18 protein-coding genes are annotated in these 16445 nt (G+C 42.3%); 12 read left to right on the forward strand and 6 right to left on the reverse strand.

Features of this window, described 5'->3' with window-relative positions; all coding sequences use genetic code 11:
• Positions 1-101: 101 nt before the first annotated feature.
• Positions 102-587, reverse strand: coding sequence for a TlpA family protein disulfide reductase (locus N483_RS23610; protein ID WP_023396991.1), 486 nt, complete (start codon positions 585-587; stop codon positions 102-104).
• Positions 588-728: 141 nt separating this feature from the next.
• Positions 729-2453 carry a GNAT family N-acyltransferase gene (locus N483_RS23615; RefSeq protein WP_023396990.1) on the reverse strand — a complete coding sequence of 575 codons (1725 nt, stop codon included), beginning with the start codon at positions 2451-2453 and terminating at the stop codon, positions 729-731.
• Positions 2454-2614: 161 nt separating this feature from the next.
• Here N483_RS23615 and N483_RS23620 point away from each other — a divergent pair, with 161 nt between their 5' ends.
• Entirely contained in the window at positions 2615-3535 is a 921-nt protein-coding gene (locus N483_RS23620) for a 2-hydroxyacid dehydrogenase (RefSeq protein ID WP_023396989.1), read from the forward strand.
• Positions 3536-3758: 223 nt separating this feature from the next.
• Positions 3759-3893, forward strand: coding sequence for a hypothetical protein (locus N483_RS27635; RefSeq protein WP_023396988.1), 135 nt, complete (start codon positions 3759-3761; stop codon positions 3891-3893).
• A gap of 46 nt (positions 3894-3939) precedes the next feature.
• Here the strand turns inward: N483_RS27635 and smrA are convergent, their stop codons facing one another.
• The 3 genes from smrA to N483_RS23635 all read right to left on the reverse strand — a co-directional run bounded on the left by smrA (position 3940) and on the right by N483_RS23635 (position 5540).
• A complete protein-coding gene (gene smrA / locus N483_RS23625; protein ID WP_023396987.1) occupies positions 3940-4521 on the reverse strand; it encodes a DNA endonuclease SmrA in 582 nt (193 codons plus the stop codon).
• Positions 4522-4736: 215 nt separating this feature from the next.
• Positions 4737-4976 (reverse strand): hypothetical protein, encoded by a 240-nt coding sequence (locus tag N483_RS27550; protein ID WP_023396986.1) that lies wholly within the window; start codon positions 4974-4976, stop codon positions 4737-4739.
• A 102-nt stretch (positions 4977-5078) separates the two neighbouring features.
• On the reverse strand, positions 5079-5540 hold the full coding sequence (locus tag N483_RS23635) for a hypothetical protein (RefSeq protein ID WP_023396985.1): 462 nt from the start codon (positions 5538-5540) through the stop codon (positions 5079-5081).
• Between the two features lie 92 nt (positions 5541-5632).
• Between N483_RS23635 and N483_RS23640 the strand changes: the two genes are divergently transcribed.
• Entirely contained in the window at positions 5633-6016 is a 384-nt protein-coding gene (locus tag N483_RS23640; RefSeq protein ID WP_023396984.1) for a response regulator, read from the forward strand.
• Positions 6017-6091: 75 nt separating this feature from the next.
• Here the strand turns inward: N483_RS23640 and rpsT are convergent, their stop codons facing one another.
• Positions 6092-6352 carry a 30S ribosomal protein S20 gene (rpsT, locus tag N483_RS23645; RefSeq protein WP_010382487.1) on the reverse strand — a complete coding sequence of 87 codons (261 nt, stop codon included), beginning with the start codon at positions 6350-6352 and terminating at the stop codon, positions 6092-6094.
• A 410-nt stretch (positions 6353-6762) separates the two neighbouring features.
• On the opposite strand from rpsT, the gene murJ reads away from it, so the two are divergent.
• The 9 genes from murJ to pilV all read left to right on the forward strand — a co-directional run bounded on the left by murJ (position 6763) and on the right by pilV (position 16443).
• Positions 6763-8340 (forward strand): murein biosynthesis integral membrane protein MurJ, encoded by a 1578-nt coding sequence (gene murJ / locus N483_RS23650; RefSeq protein ID WP_023398592.1) that lies wholly within the window; start codon positions 6763-6765, stop codon positions 8338-8340.
• A 92-nt stretch (positions 8341-8432) separates the two neighbouring features.
• Positions 8433-9359: a bifunctional riboflavin kinase/FAD synthetase gene (gene ribF, locus N483_RS23655; RefSeq protein ID WP_023398593.1), complete on the forward strand. Its 927-nt coding sequence runs from the start codon at positions 8433-8435 to the stop codon at positions 9357-9359.
• Between the two features lie 24 nt (positions 9360-9383).
• On the forward strand, positions 9384-12212 hold the full coding sequence (gene ileS / locus N483_RS23660; protein ID WP_063383396.1) for an isoleucine--tRNA ligase: 2829 nt from the start codon (positions 9384-9386) through the stop codon (positions 12210-12212).
• Positions 12213-12221: 9 nt separating this feature from the next.
• Positions 12222-12728, forward strand: a complete 507-nt coding sequence (gene lspA / locus N483_RS23665; protein WP_023398595.1) for a signal peptidase II — start codon at positions 12222-12224, stop codon at positions 12726-12728.
• Positions 12725-13165 (forward strand): FKBP-type peptidyl-prolyl cis-trans isomerase, encoded by a 441-nt coding sequence (fkpB, locus tag N483_RS23670; protein ID WP_023398596.1) that lies wholly within the window; start codon positions 12725-12727, stop codon positions 13163-13165. The genes lspA and fkpB overlap by 4 nt, the downstream gene beginning before the upstream one ends.
• Positions 13165-14094, forward strand: coding sequence for a 4-hydroxy-3-methylbut-2-enyl diphosphate reductase (gene ispH, locus N483_RS23675; protein ID WP_023398597.1), 930 nt, complete (start codon positions 13165-13167; stop codon positions 14092-14094). The genes fkpB and ispH overlap by 1 nt, the downstream gene beginning before the upstream one ends.
• A gap of 3 nt (positions 14095-14097) precedes the next feature.
• A complete protein-coding gene (locus N483_RS23680) occupies positions 14098-15144 on the forward strand; it encodes a sensor histidine kinase (protein WP_023398598.1) in 1047 nt (348 codons plus the stop codon).
• Positions 15119-15793, forward strand: a complete 675-nt coding sequence (locus N483_RS23685) for a LytR/AlgR family response regulator transcription factor (protein WP_023398599.1) — start codon at positions 15119-15121, stop codon at positions 15791-15793. Before N483_RS23680 ends, N483_RS23685 begins: the two co-directional genes overlap by 26 nt.
• Positions 15794-15891: 98 nt before the next feature.
• Positions 15892-16443: a type IV pilus modification protein PilV gene (pilV, locus tag N483_RS23690; protein WP_023398600.1), complete on the forward strand. Its 552-nt coding sequence runs from the start codon at positions 15892-15894 to the stop codon at positions 16441-16443.
• Positions 16444-16445: the final 2 nt, after the last annotated feature.

Raw genomic sequence — 16445 nt, forward strand, 5'->3', positions numbered from 1 at the left:
TTTGGCAGTGAGGAGAATTAATTTGAGGGACAGTCTACGGACAAAATGCGTTGATTTATTGCGGGTTTGGGTAAGAAAGTGTACTAAGTAGATACACTTTCTTACAAGCGTAAGCGTATTCCAAGCTCGCTAGAATAGCCAATTGAGCGTTCAATTATTTTCAGTTTTGGATCCATAACATAATAAGTCGGATAGGCTTTAACTTTGTAATCTTGTGCTGTTTTTTGATTGCCTAACAAGATTGGCATAGACAGGTTTAAGTCTTGGCTAAACTTGGTGATTTCTTCCGTACTTTGGAAGTCTAGAGCAATGGCAACAGCATTGACCTTACCTTGGCGGTGCAATTTATCTATATTGGGCATGCTATAGCGGCATATGTTGCACCACGGGGCGAAAAAGTAAATTACCGAACGCTCGCCTTGCAGCGCGCTGATATTGTATCGCTCTGAGGGGTTTGCCAATGTTGGCAAAGAAAAGTATGGCGCAGACTGTTTACCGTCGTCTTCTAGCATGCCTAATTCCTGATATGCCAAGGCTGCGGCGAGTACGACTACAAAAATAATAATATTAAAGAGGGACTTAATCATTATTGGCGCTTAATCTACGTTGTTAAATATGGAGACCGAGCGCCAGTATAAAAAATTGCAACAAGGTTGCAAGGGATTTATCTTTAATTCTTACAACTTCATTGCTTTACCGCAAAGACAGAGTGTCCATCGCGACTTTACCTAAGATTGATAAATGTTTTCACCAAGATAACGTTTGGCTTTATTTGCCTTTAATTTAGTGAGATCAACCAGTACAAGGCCATCAATACAATTATTGAAATCCGGATCGGTACTGAAACTTAAGAAATTAACGCCACTTTGTTCGCACAATTCAGTATATTGTTTAAACAGTGTTGGCACTTGTGCGCCCATATTCGCCAAAATATGCTTTAGCTCTGCAAAGTCTTCTTTTATATCATCACCACAAAACAGGCTTTTGCATGTATCGAGTTGTGACTGGGACAGTTTAAACTCGTTGTTGGGTTGGGCTAAATTATCGAGATCTGAAAAGTAATGTTGATAATGATATACCAGCATAGCTTTTGCTTTATCAGGCAAAGTGTTGGATAAACTGACAGGGCCAAACAAGTACCTGTGTTCAGGGTATCGCTTAATAAAAGCACCGATGCCATACCAGAGGTAATCTAAGCTCTTACGGCCCCAGTATTTAGGTTGCACGAAGCTTCGACCTAGTTCCAAGCCTTGTGCAAAGTAAGGACTCATAGCGTCGTTATACGAGAATAAACTACTGGTATATAAACCACTTGCGCCATGTTGTTTAATGACTTGTTGTGCACTGGCCAAACGGTACGCACCAACTAACTCTAGCTGTTTGGCATCCCAAAGTACAAGTTGCTGATAATACATATCATATTTATCAGTATCTCGCCTTTTTCCGCTGCCTTCACCAACGGCTCTAAAAGCAATTTCTCTCAATCTGCCAAGTTCTCTAAATATCGGAGAGCTCCCTGCGTATTGATAGAGGTAAATTTGCATCCCATCTGATGTTTCACCAAGACGCTCACACTGTTCAATGGCTTTTTTTAGCTCTTTTTTACATTCAGGTACAGCGATGGGGGTTTGGGTTTTTAACGGCAATGTTTTTTTGCTGTTTAGCCTGTAAAGCTGTTTGCGTATCAGTGCAACGATCTCTTTGTCTTTTAAATTATCTAGGCGATACGACTCAGGCGGAATACTGGCACCGATTTCAAACTCCAGTGACTTTTGCCGTTGTTTAAACATTTCTTTAACCAGCAATAGGCTCGCTAATGGCTTGTAAATCATAGAAGTGCCATAAAAGAGGGGGCTATTTTTAGCCTTGATGTAGATTGGCAAAATTGGACAGTTGGCTTTTTTCGCCATACGTAAAAAGCCAGTATTCCATTTGCAATCTTTTATTCCAGTGGGGCTAAGGCGAGACACTTCGCCGGCTGGAAAGATTAACAGCGCGCCTTCTGCTTTTAAATGCTTTTGAATATTCGCGAGTTCTTGTTTGCGACTGGCATTAGATAAATTGTCAACGGGCAATAACAAAGAGTGCATAGGAGTAATTGACATCAGCATGCGGTTGGCGACAACCTTTAGGTCAGGTCTTGCTTTCGCCAGTACTTTTATCAAAGCCAGCGCGTCCAATGAACCAATTGGGTGGTTTGCGACGATAACGACGCTTCCTTCACTTGGTATATGTTCGATTTGCTTGGGTTTGAAGCGCGCGTCAAAGTCTAGCTCTTCCAGAACTTGCTCAACAAATTCTAATCCTTCTAAATGTGGGTAAGTGTCGGCAAATGCAACAAATTCTTGTTCATGCAATAAGTAACCTAGGCCTTTTTTTACCAACCCTTTTACTTTAGGTGAGTTCTCCAACTGAGGCAGGTTTGCTTCGATCACTTTATCGACGCTGATCATAAATATTTCTCTACGGCTGTGTTTATAGCAGATTAAAAAGCAAGTGTGACAGCCATGTTGCAAGGGTATGTCAGTTTTGTGGTGATCTTGCTCTATCAACACTTTACTAGTCGCAGGTATACTGTGGGTGTCTTGTAACAAGCGTATTGAAGGGAGAAGAGATGTCCGTATTAGTCTGTATTACGGGTAGGAACAATGACAAACTGATGGCAAAACTCAAAGGGGCTTTACCAGATGTTGATATCTACCTGTGGCCGCATTGTGATAATTTGGCCGATATCGAATTTGTACTTGTTTGGAAAGCGCCTGAAGAGCTATGGCAACAGTTGCCTAATTTAAAAGTGGTACAGTCATTTGGAGCTGGGGTCGATGGTATCCCAGTAGATAAACTTCCTCCTGACGTTGAAGTAGCGAGGATAGTTGATAAGCAACTGAGTCACGATATGGCTGAGTATGTACTTTCTCATATTCTTGCCTACAAACTTAGATCTCAAGAGTACAGTGCAAACCAATCAACATCCTATTGGAAGCCTCGGCGAGCGAGACAAGGTGCAACAGCAGGTATATTAGGCATGGGCGAACTGGGGGCCGTTGTGGCGAAACGTTTGTCTGCAAATGGGTTAAGTGTCAGGGGATGGTCTCGCACAGCAAAACAGTTAGATAATATTAGGTGTTTTCATGGAGAAGAGCAGCTGAGTGAGTTTCTATCTCAACTGGATTACCTAGTGTGTTTATTGCCTTTGACTGATGCAACGGCAGGTATATTGAATCGTGCGCTGTTTAATCAGGTGTCAAGTGACTGTCTGTTGATTAACGTTGCTCGTGGGCAGCACTTAAATGAGCATGATCTTCTCGAAGCATTGGATTGCGGTGAACTTGGCCATGCTGTACTGGACGTGTTTGTAACTGAACCTTTGCCCAAAGATCATGCTTTTTGGTCAAACCCAAAAGTGACGGTGACGCCGCATGTTGCAGCAGTTACCAATTTGGATACGGTTGTTGCACAAATTACCAGTAATATAAAAGCTTGTTTGGAAAAAAAGCCAATAAAAAATACGGTGGATATAACTGTTGGGTACTAACTGATATGTATGGTGTGGACCTTTTAAGTGCTGACTGAATTTATCTCAAGTGACGGTAACTAATGAATAATTTTATAGGGATAAAAAATAACTACATGATTTGTAAGTAAATGTAATTAAGAGTTATTCTAATTTACATAATTACTGTATATAAAAACATATTGAGACATCTATTTATATTCAGTATGTTAGAAAAAAAACAATAATAAAGCAGGAAAAAACAATGAAAAACGGTCAAGGTGGTGTGAAACTTTCTTTTGTCGTTATTTCAGTACTCGCGTTAGGTGTGTCGGCTTGGTTTAATCAGGCACAGGCGGCTGAAGCGCAAACCTGTACGTATTCTCTTCAGCAAAGATAAGAAACGTTAAATTCAAATGGGGCTTTGGCTGCCCCATTTTTAATGTTTATCTTTTGGCGTGTATTTCTCTGTTTTCTAATTTCTTTTCTTCGCTTTTCTTTAGCAGTGTGTAAGTTGAACCACTGCCGCCGTGGCATGTTAGAGCGGAATGAAATGCCAGCACGTTGGGCATCTCTTGCAACCACTTATTACAATAGCTTTTTAGAATAGCTGGAAATGGTTTGCTTTTAAGCCCAATACCGTGGCGGATCAATAAAACTCGGATATTTCTTTTCTGACAATCTACCACGAATTCAAACAGCGCTTGTCGAGCTTCAACAAAAGACTTGCCATGTAGGTCAAGTGTTGCATCTATTTGATATTTACCTAGTCTTAAGTTTTTATATACACCTTCCTGAACACCGTCTTTTTTATAACCAAGCTGATCGTGAGGGTCTAGCAGGTCAACATATTCAGTAGAGAGAAAGTTAGGGTCAAAGTCTAATTCTTTTTGAGCAGCTTCCCGCCTAGCGAGCTGTGCCTCTGTTGGTTGGCTTTTTTGTTTCTCTAGTTGTGCGCGATTATCTTGTGCCAGCGGTACAACATCGCCCATGGAAGCTAAAAATAACTCTTCATCTGTCATGGCCATGACAATCCTCCAATAAGGGACATTTTTCCCGATTTTAGCTCATCAATGATTGCTTGGATAGCCTTGAGTCAATGAATATTTGATTGCCTGTGAGGTGTGCGAAAATAGTAAAAAAGCGCTTTACAGACAGCATAGGTGAATAGTTATTAACTTTTATTCAATAGATATTATTAATGAAAGTTCTCTGAAGCGCGGGGCGCTTCAGAAGCTGGCGATCAATTTGTTTCGTAGTGCTCAAGTGTAAATACTTTGAACAAATAAAATGAGTTGATCAATATCAAGCCAAGATTAGAAATCACTGAAGTATCCATAAGATCTAGACTAAATAACACGAATAATAAGCTGCAGGCCACAACAGCCGCGGTGCGAAGCAGTGTTTTATGATTAATAAAAAGAGCTCCAAATCCCAGTACTAGTAATAAACTATTTAGTAACCAGTCAAACTCGTTAGCCATGATCTTAAATTAACTCCATAAATGATTAAAAAGGGGCGCCATTATGCGCCGCTTTTTTAGTCATCTCAAACGAGTAATTTTACGTTATTCGGATTAGTTTTTCTAATTGATGGTGAGGTGCTTCAGAGCAGCAATGAATCCCTGTGTTTGGATAATTGCATATTTTTGGCAGGTATCGGGCTTTGACACATCTTGACACAAATAAAGTGTGTTGCGATCCAGCGCCGGAATAGGTTGTAAAACGGAGTCAAATAAAATGGGTTTTACGCCTGGTAACCCTGGCCAGTAAACGCTTTGAGTGACCATACTTAGTTTTTTGTAAGTGATGAGTTGAGGCTTGGGAAATAAAATAGCGGTGAGTGCGATCACGCCAATAATAATCAGCTTTGTAAGCCCTTTTTTAGGTGGCTCAGGTTGCTGCTGTTGAAGTCTATGCTGTTGTTCGAGCTGTTGTTGTCTTTTTATCTGTTGTGCTGAGAGGCGACGCTTTTTATTTTTGTCGGCTTGTTGCTTTTGAAAGTCACTTTTATTCAATAGTGATTGTTTTTTTGGATTATTTGCCATGCTTAGGTGTAGCCTTTTGGTTGCAGGACTCTATAATAGTTCTATGCTATAGATGATAGCGCATTTCTAATTACTAGCCCACGGGAAAGGATATGGAACAACAAATCTCTATTCTCATTGTTGATGATGTAGGAACTGTAAGAAGCTTTTTGCATCAGACATTGATGCATTTGGGAATTGACAATGTAAAAGAAGCGTCGACAGCGAAGCAGTGTATCGCTGCTTGTGAAGAGCGACATTTCGATATTGTCTTTTTGGATATTGAATTACCAGATGGAGATGGAAAAGAGCTGATAGCTGAGTTAGCTCAGATAAATCCAGATATAAACGTCGTTATGGTCTCTGCCCATTCAACGGTTGATAATGTCAAAGATGCCATTGAACGCGGGGCTAAAGGGTTTGTCGTGAAACCTTTCTCACCGAAAAAGATTGCTGCTATGTTGAAGAAGTTTTATCCAAAACTGGAGATTGCTTAGTCAGCGTAGTCAGACTCAAAAAACAGGCATAAAAAAACCGACTTACGTCGGTTTTTTTATATCCATTTCCACAGATTATAGCGCTTTGATTTTAGCAGCTAGGCGGCTCTTGTGACGAGCAGCTTTGTTTTTGTGGATTAGACCTTTAGTTGCGTAGCGGTCTAGGATTGGAGTTGCAACAGCAAATGCTTGCTGTGCAGCTTCTTTATCACCAGCTTCAATAGCAGCGATAACTTTTTTGAAGTATGTACGCATCATTGAACGACGGCTTGCGTTGTGCTGACGACGCTTTTCGCTAGTGATAGCGCGTTTTTTTGCAGACTTGATGTTAGCCAAGGTATGCTCCTAACAATCTTTTAAAAATAAGCTTAGTTTAAAGGCCGAGGACTATGCCTGTTTTATGATCCAATGTCAATAAAAAATAACCTGCCCGGCCTAAGTATTTCAGTGCGGCTCACACACATACATTGACGTCTACAAACTAATTTAGACTTAATAGTGCGCAGCCCTTATACCGTCTGTTAACCATCTCCTAAACCTTTGGCCCTCGGCTATAGTAACAACAGACTACGAATCAAAAGCCAAGTGAGCTAATGATTAATGCGCGCATTGTAGCAAAACACAGAACTCAAGCCTAGCTTTAATGTCGCTTGTTATTTCTAATCAATGTAGCGGGATTTACGGTTATTGTTCGATGAGGTCTGTGGCATACTTGCCGCAGACTGTTTATTGGTAGGATTGATTTAGTGGCAAAAGGGTTATTTAAGTCTGGCATGATAGTGAGTGCCATGACAATGTTGTCTCGCATTTTAGGGCTGGTGCGCGATGCTGTGGTAGCTAATTTACTCGGCGCGGGGCTTGCGGCGGATGTATTTTTGTTTGCAAATCGGATCCCAAACTTTTTTAGAAGGTTATTTGCAGAAGGTGCTTTCGCGCAGGCATTTGTTCCAGTGCTGTCTGAAATCAAAGAAAAGCACGGAGACGATGAAGTCCGGATTTTTGTGGCGCAGGCCGCAGGTACCTTGGGCACGATTTTACTCGGAGTGACCTTGCTTGGTGTTATTGGCTCTCCAGTCATCGCCGCGTTGTTTGGCGCAACTTGGTTTATAGACTGGTGGCAAGGTGGAGAAAATGCCGCTAAGTTCGTATTGGCCAGTGCCCTACTTAAACTGACAATCCCCTATTTATTTTTTATTTCTTTGGTGGCGTTATGTGGCGCAGTACTCAATGTCTATAATCGATTTTCAGTGGCGGCGTTTACACCGGTACTGTTAAATCTCAGTATAATTAGCAGCGCCGTATTCCTTCATGAGCAATTTGAGCAAGGGGCCTATGCACTGGCGGTCGGGGTATTTATTGGTGGTGTTATCCAGTTGGCATTTCAAATTCCATTTATGGGAAAACTGGGTGTACTGTCTAAGCCTAAATTTGCATGGCGCGCGCCGCATATTGTCAAAGTACGCAAATTAATGTTACCAGCTATTTTTGGTGTATCCGTTAGTCAGATCAATCTATTGCTTGATACCATTATAGCGGCAGCCCTGATGACGGGCTCAATAGCATGGCTTTACTACTCCGATCGTTTAATTGAGTTCCCTCTAGGTTTATTTGGCATCGCCATCGCGACGGTCATATTACCCACTTTATCCAAATTACATGCAACTGATAAAGCTGAAAACTTTCAACACACCATGGATTGGGGAGTACGCTTTGTTTTGTTACTCGGGATCCCTGCGATGGGGGGGCTGATGGTGATCAGCCCTTTGATCATCTCTGTTCTATTTGGTCATGGAGAATTTAAAAATAGTGATGTTGATAACATTGCTGCGGTGAGTGCAGGTGTTTCTGCATATAGTGTGGGGTTAGTAAGCTTTATGCTGATCAAGGTGTTAGCCCCTGGGTTTTATGCCCGGCAAGACACCAAAACGCCCGTGAAAATAGGTATCAAAGCGATGGCTTTAAACATGGTGTTTAATTTAGCCTTAGCCCCTTTTATTGGGTATCTCGGTCTCGCTTTGGCGACTTCTTTGTCAGCGACGTGCAATGCATTTTTACTTTATCATGCGCTAAAAAGGGAGGGCGTATACTCGGTGTCACGGTTCACACTATTGTTTGCCGCAAAGTCTGTTCTAGCGACCTTGGCAATGGTCGGTGCGGTATATTGGCTGTCACAGCAGCTGATTTGGCGAGATGAGGGTCTTTTCACACAGCTTTGGGTATTAGGCTTTTTATTGGTATGCGCAATGTTAATGTACTTCTTGGTGTTGTTCGTTTTTGGGGTCAGGCTCTCGACAATCAAGGAGATTCGGGCTGTAGAAGAATAAATCGGCGCGAATGAGGAGTTTCATAGCTCGCATTTCTAACTAACTTGGGTATAATCGGGCTTTTTGAAGACTCGAGCAAAGGCACGCGTTGTATGCAATTAATCAGGGGTATCCATAATATTCGACCACACCATTATGGATGTGTATTGACTATAGGGAACTTTGATGGTGTTCATTTGGGCCACACTGAAGTACTAAAGGGGCTTAAAGCTGACGCTAAAAAATACAACTTACCCAGCACTGTGATGTTGTTTGAGCCTCAACCTCAAGAATTTTTTGTCAAAAATAAAGCGCCAGCCCGTTTGACACGGCTGCGTGACAAGCTTGCACTGTTAGCAGAAAACGGCATTGAAAGGGTCATATGCGTAAGTTTCAATGACAAGTTTTCAAACTTAGAAGCGGAATACTTCGTTCGAGAAGTACTTGATCAACGGTTAGGTGTAAAAGCACTGACGGTTGGTGATGACTTTCGTTTTGGCAAAGCCAGAAAAGGCGACTTTGCAATGCTGTCTACGATAGGCCAAGAGCTAGGCGTGCATGTCAAGGATACTCAGAGTTTTAGACAACAAAATAGTCGAGTGAGCAGCACTCTTATTCGCACAGCACTGGCACAAGGCGATCTACATAAAGCACACGAAATGTTAGGTCATACTTACGCAATCTCTGGGCGAGTTATTCACGGTTGGAAAAAAGGGCGCGAGCTTGGTTTTCGAACCGCCAATGTGGCGTTAAAAAGGCAGGTCAGCCCAGTTCAAGGGGTATTTGCCGTCAATGTCTACATTAAAGATAAGATTTATAACGGTGTTGCTAACGTAGGCACGAAACCAACTTTAAATGGTAAACGTGCTTTACTTGAAGTACATCTGTTTGATTTTGACCGGGACATTTACGGTCAATTTATCAAAGTGGAGCTTATTCATAAGCTCCGCAATGAGCAAAAATTTGAGTCACTGATGCATCTGACAAAGCAAATCTCGGCAGATGTCGATGCAGCAAGAGCAGTATTTTCTAAAATTTAGGTAGCCGAGCGGGTAGTAAGTTAAATGAGCGATTACAAACATACTTTAAATTTACCGGAAACTTCATTTCCGATGCGTGGCAATTTGGCACAGCGTGAACCCAAAATGCTAAAAAAATGGTCTGAACAAGACCTTTACGGTCAAATACGCATTGCGAAAAAAGGTAAAAAGCCATTTATACTTCACGATGGACCTCCTTATGCAAATGGTAATATTCATTTAGGCCATTCTGTAAATAAAATTTTAAAAGACATCATCATTAAGTCGAAGACGCTGTCAGATTTTGACGCGCCTTATGTGCCTGGTTGGGATTGTCATGGTCTACCAATTGAGCTGATGGTAGAGAAAAAAGTAGGGAAACCTGGCAAAAAAGTGTCAGTGGCTGAATTTAGAGAGAAGTGTCGTGAATACGCACGTAAACAAGTTGATGGTCAAAAGGCGGACTTTAAACGTTTAGGTGTGTTTGGTGATTGGGACAAGCCTTATCTAACCATGAATTTCGATTTCGAAGCCAATGCCATTCGCGTTTTGGGTCGTATTATTAAAAATGGCCACTTACACAAAGGTGCAAAGCCTGTTCATTGGTGTACTGACTGTGGCTCAGCGCTTGCAGAAGCAGAAGTTGAATATCAAGACAAACAGTCTCCAGCTATCGATGTGCGCTTTATGTTCTCTGATATCAGTGCTGTGGAAAAGGCATTTTCACTCAATGAAGGTCACGAAGGCAAAGGTGATATTAGCACTGTGATCTGGACAACGACGCCGTGGACTTTACCTGCAAACAGAGCAGTAGCGGTGCATGGTGGTTTAGAATATGCGCTAGTACAAATTGAAGACGAAGGTAAAGAGCAGCGTTTGGTATTAGGTTCAGAGCTAGTTAAAGACGCAGTTGACCGCTTTGGATTCAAGCAATATCACGTACTGGGTTACTGTAAAGGTGATGTGCTAGAAAATCTTGAAGTGGCACACCCATTCTATGACTTTAATGTACCAGTTATTTTAGGCGAACATGTAACGACAGACTCAGGTACTGGTATCGTGCACACAGCACCTGGCCACGGTCAAGAAGACTTTGTTGCAGGTCAGGCATACAACCTAGAGGTTGCCAACCCTGTCGGTGCAAACGGTGTATACCTGCCTGACACGCCTATATTTGCTGGTCAGCACGTGTTCAAAGCAAATGCAAGTGTAATCGAGTTATTGACTGAAAAAGGCATGTTAATGCACCACCATGCATTAACACATAGCTACCCGCATTGTTGGAGACACAAAACACCAATTATTTTCCGTGCGACACCTCAGTGGTTCGTCAGTATGGATCAAGCTGACTTACGTAAAAACTCAATGAAAGAAATTGAGCAGACTCAGTGGATCCCTGCTTGGGGTGAAAACCGTATTGCAAACATGGTAGAAGGTCGTCCTGATTGGTGTATTTCTCGCCAGCGTACTTGGGGTGTGCCAATTGCGCTATTTGTAGATAAAGATACAGGTGCGCTTCATCCAGATACTGAATCGCTCATAGAGAAAGTTGCTGACTTAGTTGACGAAGCGGGTATTCAAGCTTGGTATGACTTAGAGCCAAGTACCTTATTAAATGATGCAGATGCACAGCAATATGTAAAAGTGCAAGATACACTGGATGTTTGGTTTGACTCAGGTGTAACCCATGCTTGTGTTGTCGATGCGCGTGAAGACTTAACCGGTCCTGCAGACTTATACCTTGAAGGTTCGGATCAACACCGTGGCTGGTTTATGTCGTCGATGATGACTTCAGTTGCGATCAACGGTCATGCACCTTACAAGCAAGTGCTAACACATGGCTTCACGGTAGATGAAAACGGCCGCAAGATGTCAAAGTCTTTGGGGAATGTAATTTCACCACAAGATATCATGAACAAGTTGGGTGCAGACATTCTACGCTTGTGGGTGGCTTCTACAGACTATACTGCGGAAATGACTGTATCTGACGAGATTTTTAAGCGTTCAGCAGATCGCTACCGCCGTATTCGTAATACCAGCCGCTACTTATTGTCGAACTTAAGTGGTTTCAACCCAGAAACAGATTCGGTAGCCATTGAAGATATGGTGGAACTTGATCGCTGGATTGTCGCTCAGGCAGCAGAATTACAAAAAGAAATAGTAGAGGCATACGACAACTATCAAATGCTCGTTGTAACACAGAAATTAATGAATTTCTGTACAGGTGAGCTAGGCTCATTCTACCTAGACGTTATCAAAGATAGGCAGTACACCGCGAAGAGTGATAGTCATGCACGTCGCTCGTGTCAAACAGCTCTGTACCATATTGCAGAAGCAATGACGCGCTGGATGGCGCCAATTCTAAGCTTTACGGCACAAGAGCTTTGGGAAGCACTACCTGGACAGCGTGGCGACTTTGTCTTTACAGATGTTTGGTATGAAAGCATTGCAGATGCAACTTGTGGTCAGCTAGGTAATGATTTCTGGCAGGAACTGCTAACTGTACGTGATGAAGTGAACCGAGTATTAGAAAGTGCACGTAAAGAAGAAGTGATTGGTGCAACACTACAGGCTGAAGTGACACTGTATACTGGCGGTGAGCTGGCAGAGAAACTTCAAGGTTTGGAAGATGAGCTGCGTTTTGTATTATTGACGTCAAAAGCACATGTTGAGGTTGTATCAACTCAACCTGAAGGCTCAGTCGCTTCTGAGGTAGACGGGTTATTTATCAAAGTGGCAGCGACAGATGCAGCCAAATGTGATCGCTGCTGGCATCACAGCGAAGATGTCGGTACAAATGAAGCACACCCTGAGCTGTGTGGCCGTTGTATTACCAATGTTGAAGGTGAAGGCGAACAACGCAAGTTTGCATAGGAGTTGCAAGTGACAAAATTGACCGAACGAAGTGGTCTAGTATGGTTATGGTTGAGTCTACTGCTTTTTGCAGTAGACTTCGGCACTAAAGCAGTCGTAGTGGCGAATATGAAGCTGTATGAATCTATTGAACTGCTGCCATTTTTTAATTTCACTTACATGCACAATTATGGTGCAGCTTTTAGCTTTTTAAGTGAAGCTGGCGGATGGCAGAGATGGTTTCTCAGCGGTATCGCAGTTGTGATCAGTGTGTTGTTGGTAGTGTGGTTGAAAAATCTGCGCGCAAATAACTGGATCTTATGTGGTGCATATTCACTGGTGCTGGCTGGTGCGATAGGCAATTTATATGATCGCGTGACATTAGGTTACGTTGTCGATTTTTTACATTTCTATTATCAAGACTGGCACTATCCCGCCTTTAACGTTGCTGATATGGCGATTGTCGGCGGTGCTGGTTTACTTCTTTTTGATGCATTTTTTGGTGATAAAACCAATACTCGGGAGACAGAGGCGTGAGTGAACAAGTCATAGGCCCAAAATCAGAAGTTCTATTCCACTATTCAATTAAGCTGGAAGACGGATCTGCTGCTGACTCAACAAAGGTAAATAATAAACCTGCGAAGTTATTTATGGGAGATGGAAGCCTCACTGAAAATTTTGAAAGCTGCTTATTGGGACTTAAAGAAGGTGACAATAAGAGCTTTAAGCTACAACCAGAGGACGCCTTTGGTATGCCGAACCCGGACAACATTTATTATTTAGACCGTACTAAATTTGGCAGTGAAACGCCTGCTGAAGTAGGCAGTATTATCGCGTTTACTCAGCCAGATGGCACTGAATTACCTGGCTTGATCCGCGAGGTCGCTGGTGACTCTGTAACTGTTGATTTCAACCACCCCTTGGCTGGACAAGTGGTGACATTTGAAGTAGACATTTTAGAGGTTCATAGCTAATGGAGATTTTGTTAGCCAATCCGCGTGGGTTTTGTGCCGGAGTAGACAGGGCAATTAGCATTGTTGAAAGGGCTTTAGATATTTTTGAAAAGCCGATTTATGTACGTCATGAAGTGGTTCATAACAAATATGTTGTCAATGGTTTGAAAGACCGTGGTGCTGTGTTTGTTGAGGAGCTTCACCAAGTACCTGACGACAGCATTGTTATTTTCAGTGCGCACGGCGTATCACAACAAGTTAGGCAAGAAGCTAAAAGGCGCGAATTAAAGGTTTTTGATGCGACATGTCCACTAGTAACCAAAGTTCATATGGAAGTTACTAGAGCGAGCAGGAAAGGCACAGAGTGTATTTTAATAGGTCACAATGGTCACCCTGAAGTTGAAGGTACGATGGGGCAGTACGATAACCCTCAAGGCGGAATTTACCTTGTTGAAACACCAGAAGATGTAGCATCTTTGGAAGTAAAAGATGCAAGCAATCTGTTTTATTGTAGCCAAACAACGTTATCAGTTGATGATACCGCAGATGTGATCGAAGCACTTCGCATCAAATTCCCTAAGATCCACGGTCCACGTAAAGATGATATCTGTTATGCCACGCAAAATCGTCAAGATGCAGTGCGTGACTTAGCAGATAAAGTTGATCTGTTGTTGGTCGTCGGCGCGAAAAATAGTTCCAACTCAAACCGTTTACGCGAACTTGCAGATAAAATGGGCACCGCTGCTCATCTTATAGATGATGAAAAAAGCATTTCGTCTAATTGGTTTGAAAATGTTGAACGTGTCGGCGTGACTGCGGGGGCTTCTGCACCAGAAGTGCTTGTTCAGCAGGTCATTTCACGCTTGAAGCAACTCGGTGGTGAAACTGTTGTGGAAAACCCTGGTCAAGAAGAAAATGTGGTGTTTGCAGTGCCTGTTGAGCTGAGATAACACATGACTCCATGGGTTCATTCGACATCGATTGACCGTGGTTTATTTAAGGCGATGCTCTCGGAGCGAGGCATTCTGGCAATGATTATTGCCTCGCAAGCAGTCGCCTTCATTTATACACTATCGAGTGGCAAAGACTTTTGGCTGAGTTTAGGGTTAGTCAGTTTGTTTACCCACGCGAACGCATTCATTACACTTGCTCTAATCGCTTTTGTCGTTAAATATTTCAAGCAACTATCTTTCAAAACTGAGTTAGGTATTGTACTTGTCTTTTTCCAATCAGTTTGTATCTTCACCAGCTTAATAGTTCAGTACACAACCTTCTCGCCTGTGGATCCAATTGATTGGCAATTTGTGTTTAACAACAACGCAATTTGCGGTTTTGTGGTTATATTGCTGTTACACTTTATGGCAATTTACATTGATAATTTAAACACCATCGCGCATGCCGCTAATGCTGAATTAGAAGCCCTTCAAGCGCGAATACGGCCTCATTTTTTACACAATGCATTAAATACCTTAGCTGAGCTTTGCCACGAAAATCCGAATGCGGCTGAAGAAGCTGCGCTTACCATGGCAAAATTAATGCAGGTTGCATTTTCCAGTGGTAAAAAACACAGTCTGAGCCAAGAGATCTCCCTTACCAAAGGATATTTGACCATTGAAAAGTATCGTTTTGAGCATCGCCTCAACGTTGAGTGGTCTGTCCAAAGTGTCGATTTAGATGTGCGTGTGCCAGCTCTAATTCTCCAGCCTTTAGTAGAAAATGCGGTTGTTCATGGTATTGAGCCTGCACGTTTAGGCGGCTCAATCAAAATTAAAGTGAGCTGCCGTAATGATAAATTGCTGTTTTCAGTAGATAACCCATTTAATCCAGAATCAAAGTCACGTTCAGGGCAGGGAATTGCTTTAGAAAACATTCGCCGGCGCTTAGTTATTTATTACGGTGAGCAAGCGGCTTTGAAGACATCGCAAAAAAGTGGTAGATTCTTTATAAACGTGGTGTTGCCCCTAGGAGCTTTGAATGAAATATCTGGTAGTAGACGATGAACCAATTGCACGACGACGAATACAGCGACTACTGGGTGAATTTGAAGCTTTAAAATTTGTAGGCGAAGCCCAAGATGGCCAACAAGCAATAGAGTTGGTAGAGGAGCTTGAACCAGAACTCGTTTTTTTAGACATCTCAATGCCAGGCATGGATGGAATTGAGCTTGGAAAAATATTACGTGATAAAAATGCCAATTTAAAGCTCGTTTACGTCACCGCTTATCCAGAGCATGCGTTACAAGCTTATCAAATATATGCTTCTGGCTATTTGGTTAAACCCATAGACAGTGCGCAAATATCGGAGCTATTAAATCACCTATTCCCTGATACATTAGCTAAATTGCAATATCAAGTTGGCCACGATATTCGATGGGTGAATGTGCCCGATATCCTTATTGCGCAAACAGATGACAGGTATACCCATATTTACTTTGAAGGCGGGGATGCACTTATCGATACTCCCCTAAAAAAACTGTTGTCTGACTACCCGCACCACTTTGTACAAGTGCATAGAAATACCATTGTAAAAAAGGCAAGCATCATAAAATTAGAGAGTTGTGAGGGTGCACACCGTGTTGTACTCCAAGGTGTTGAAGAGCCAGTCCAGGTCAGCCGTCGTGCATATGCGAGCCTCAAATCAGTGTTTTAACCACTGACCCACATTGATTGACCGTTTAGTCACATCGCTATTTGGTTATACGAAAAAAGCGATACTATGTAGGGTAGATTATACGTTGAGTTTTTTTCATGGGTAGATTGTTTCCAAAAAAAAGCCAAGCTGGATTCACCTTGTTAGAGGTGGTGGTAGCTTTTATGGTTTTGAGCTTTGGCCTGCTCGGGGCAGTTGCATTGCAAGCAAAGGCGAAACAAGCCAGCTTTGATTCAATGCAGCGTGCGGCTGCCGTGGCTTTAGCTGGCGACATTATTCAACGTATTCGCTCAAATGATACCACTGCGCTAACCGATTTGTATGGTGGTTCGTTTACCAGCCAAACTCAGTTGAATACAGATATAACTTGCTTTTCTACTTTTTGTAATAATTTGGCAATTGCCAATCTTGACAAAGAACAGTGGAAGCAAGCCATCAGAGCGAAAGAAAATACGGGCTCGCTAGATGATACAACAGTATGTATCACTCCTGTTAGAGATGGGGATGGTTTTGAAGTGACTGTCACGGTTTCTTGGGTAGGGCGGCAGGCCATCAAGGCAAATAATACAACGTCAAATATTAACTGCGGTACGAAAGATGATTACAGAAGACTTGTTTCTTTAACCAGCTTCGTACTAGTAAGGAGCTAACA

Origin of the sequence: Pseudoalteromonas luteoviolacea NCIMB 1944, assembly GCF_001625565.1 — a bacterium.
GTDB classification, from domain to species: domain Bacteria; phylum Pseudomonadota; class Gammaproteobacteria; order Enterobacterales; family Alteromonadaceae; genus Pseudoalteromonas; species Pseudoalteromonas luteoviolacea_F.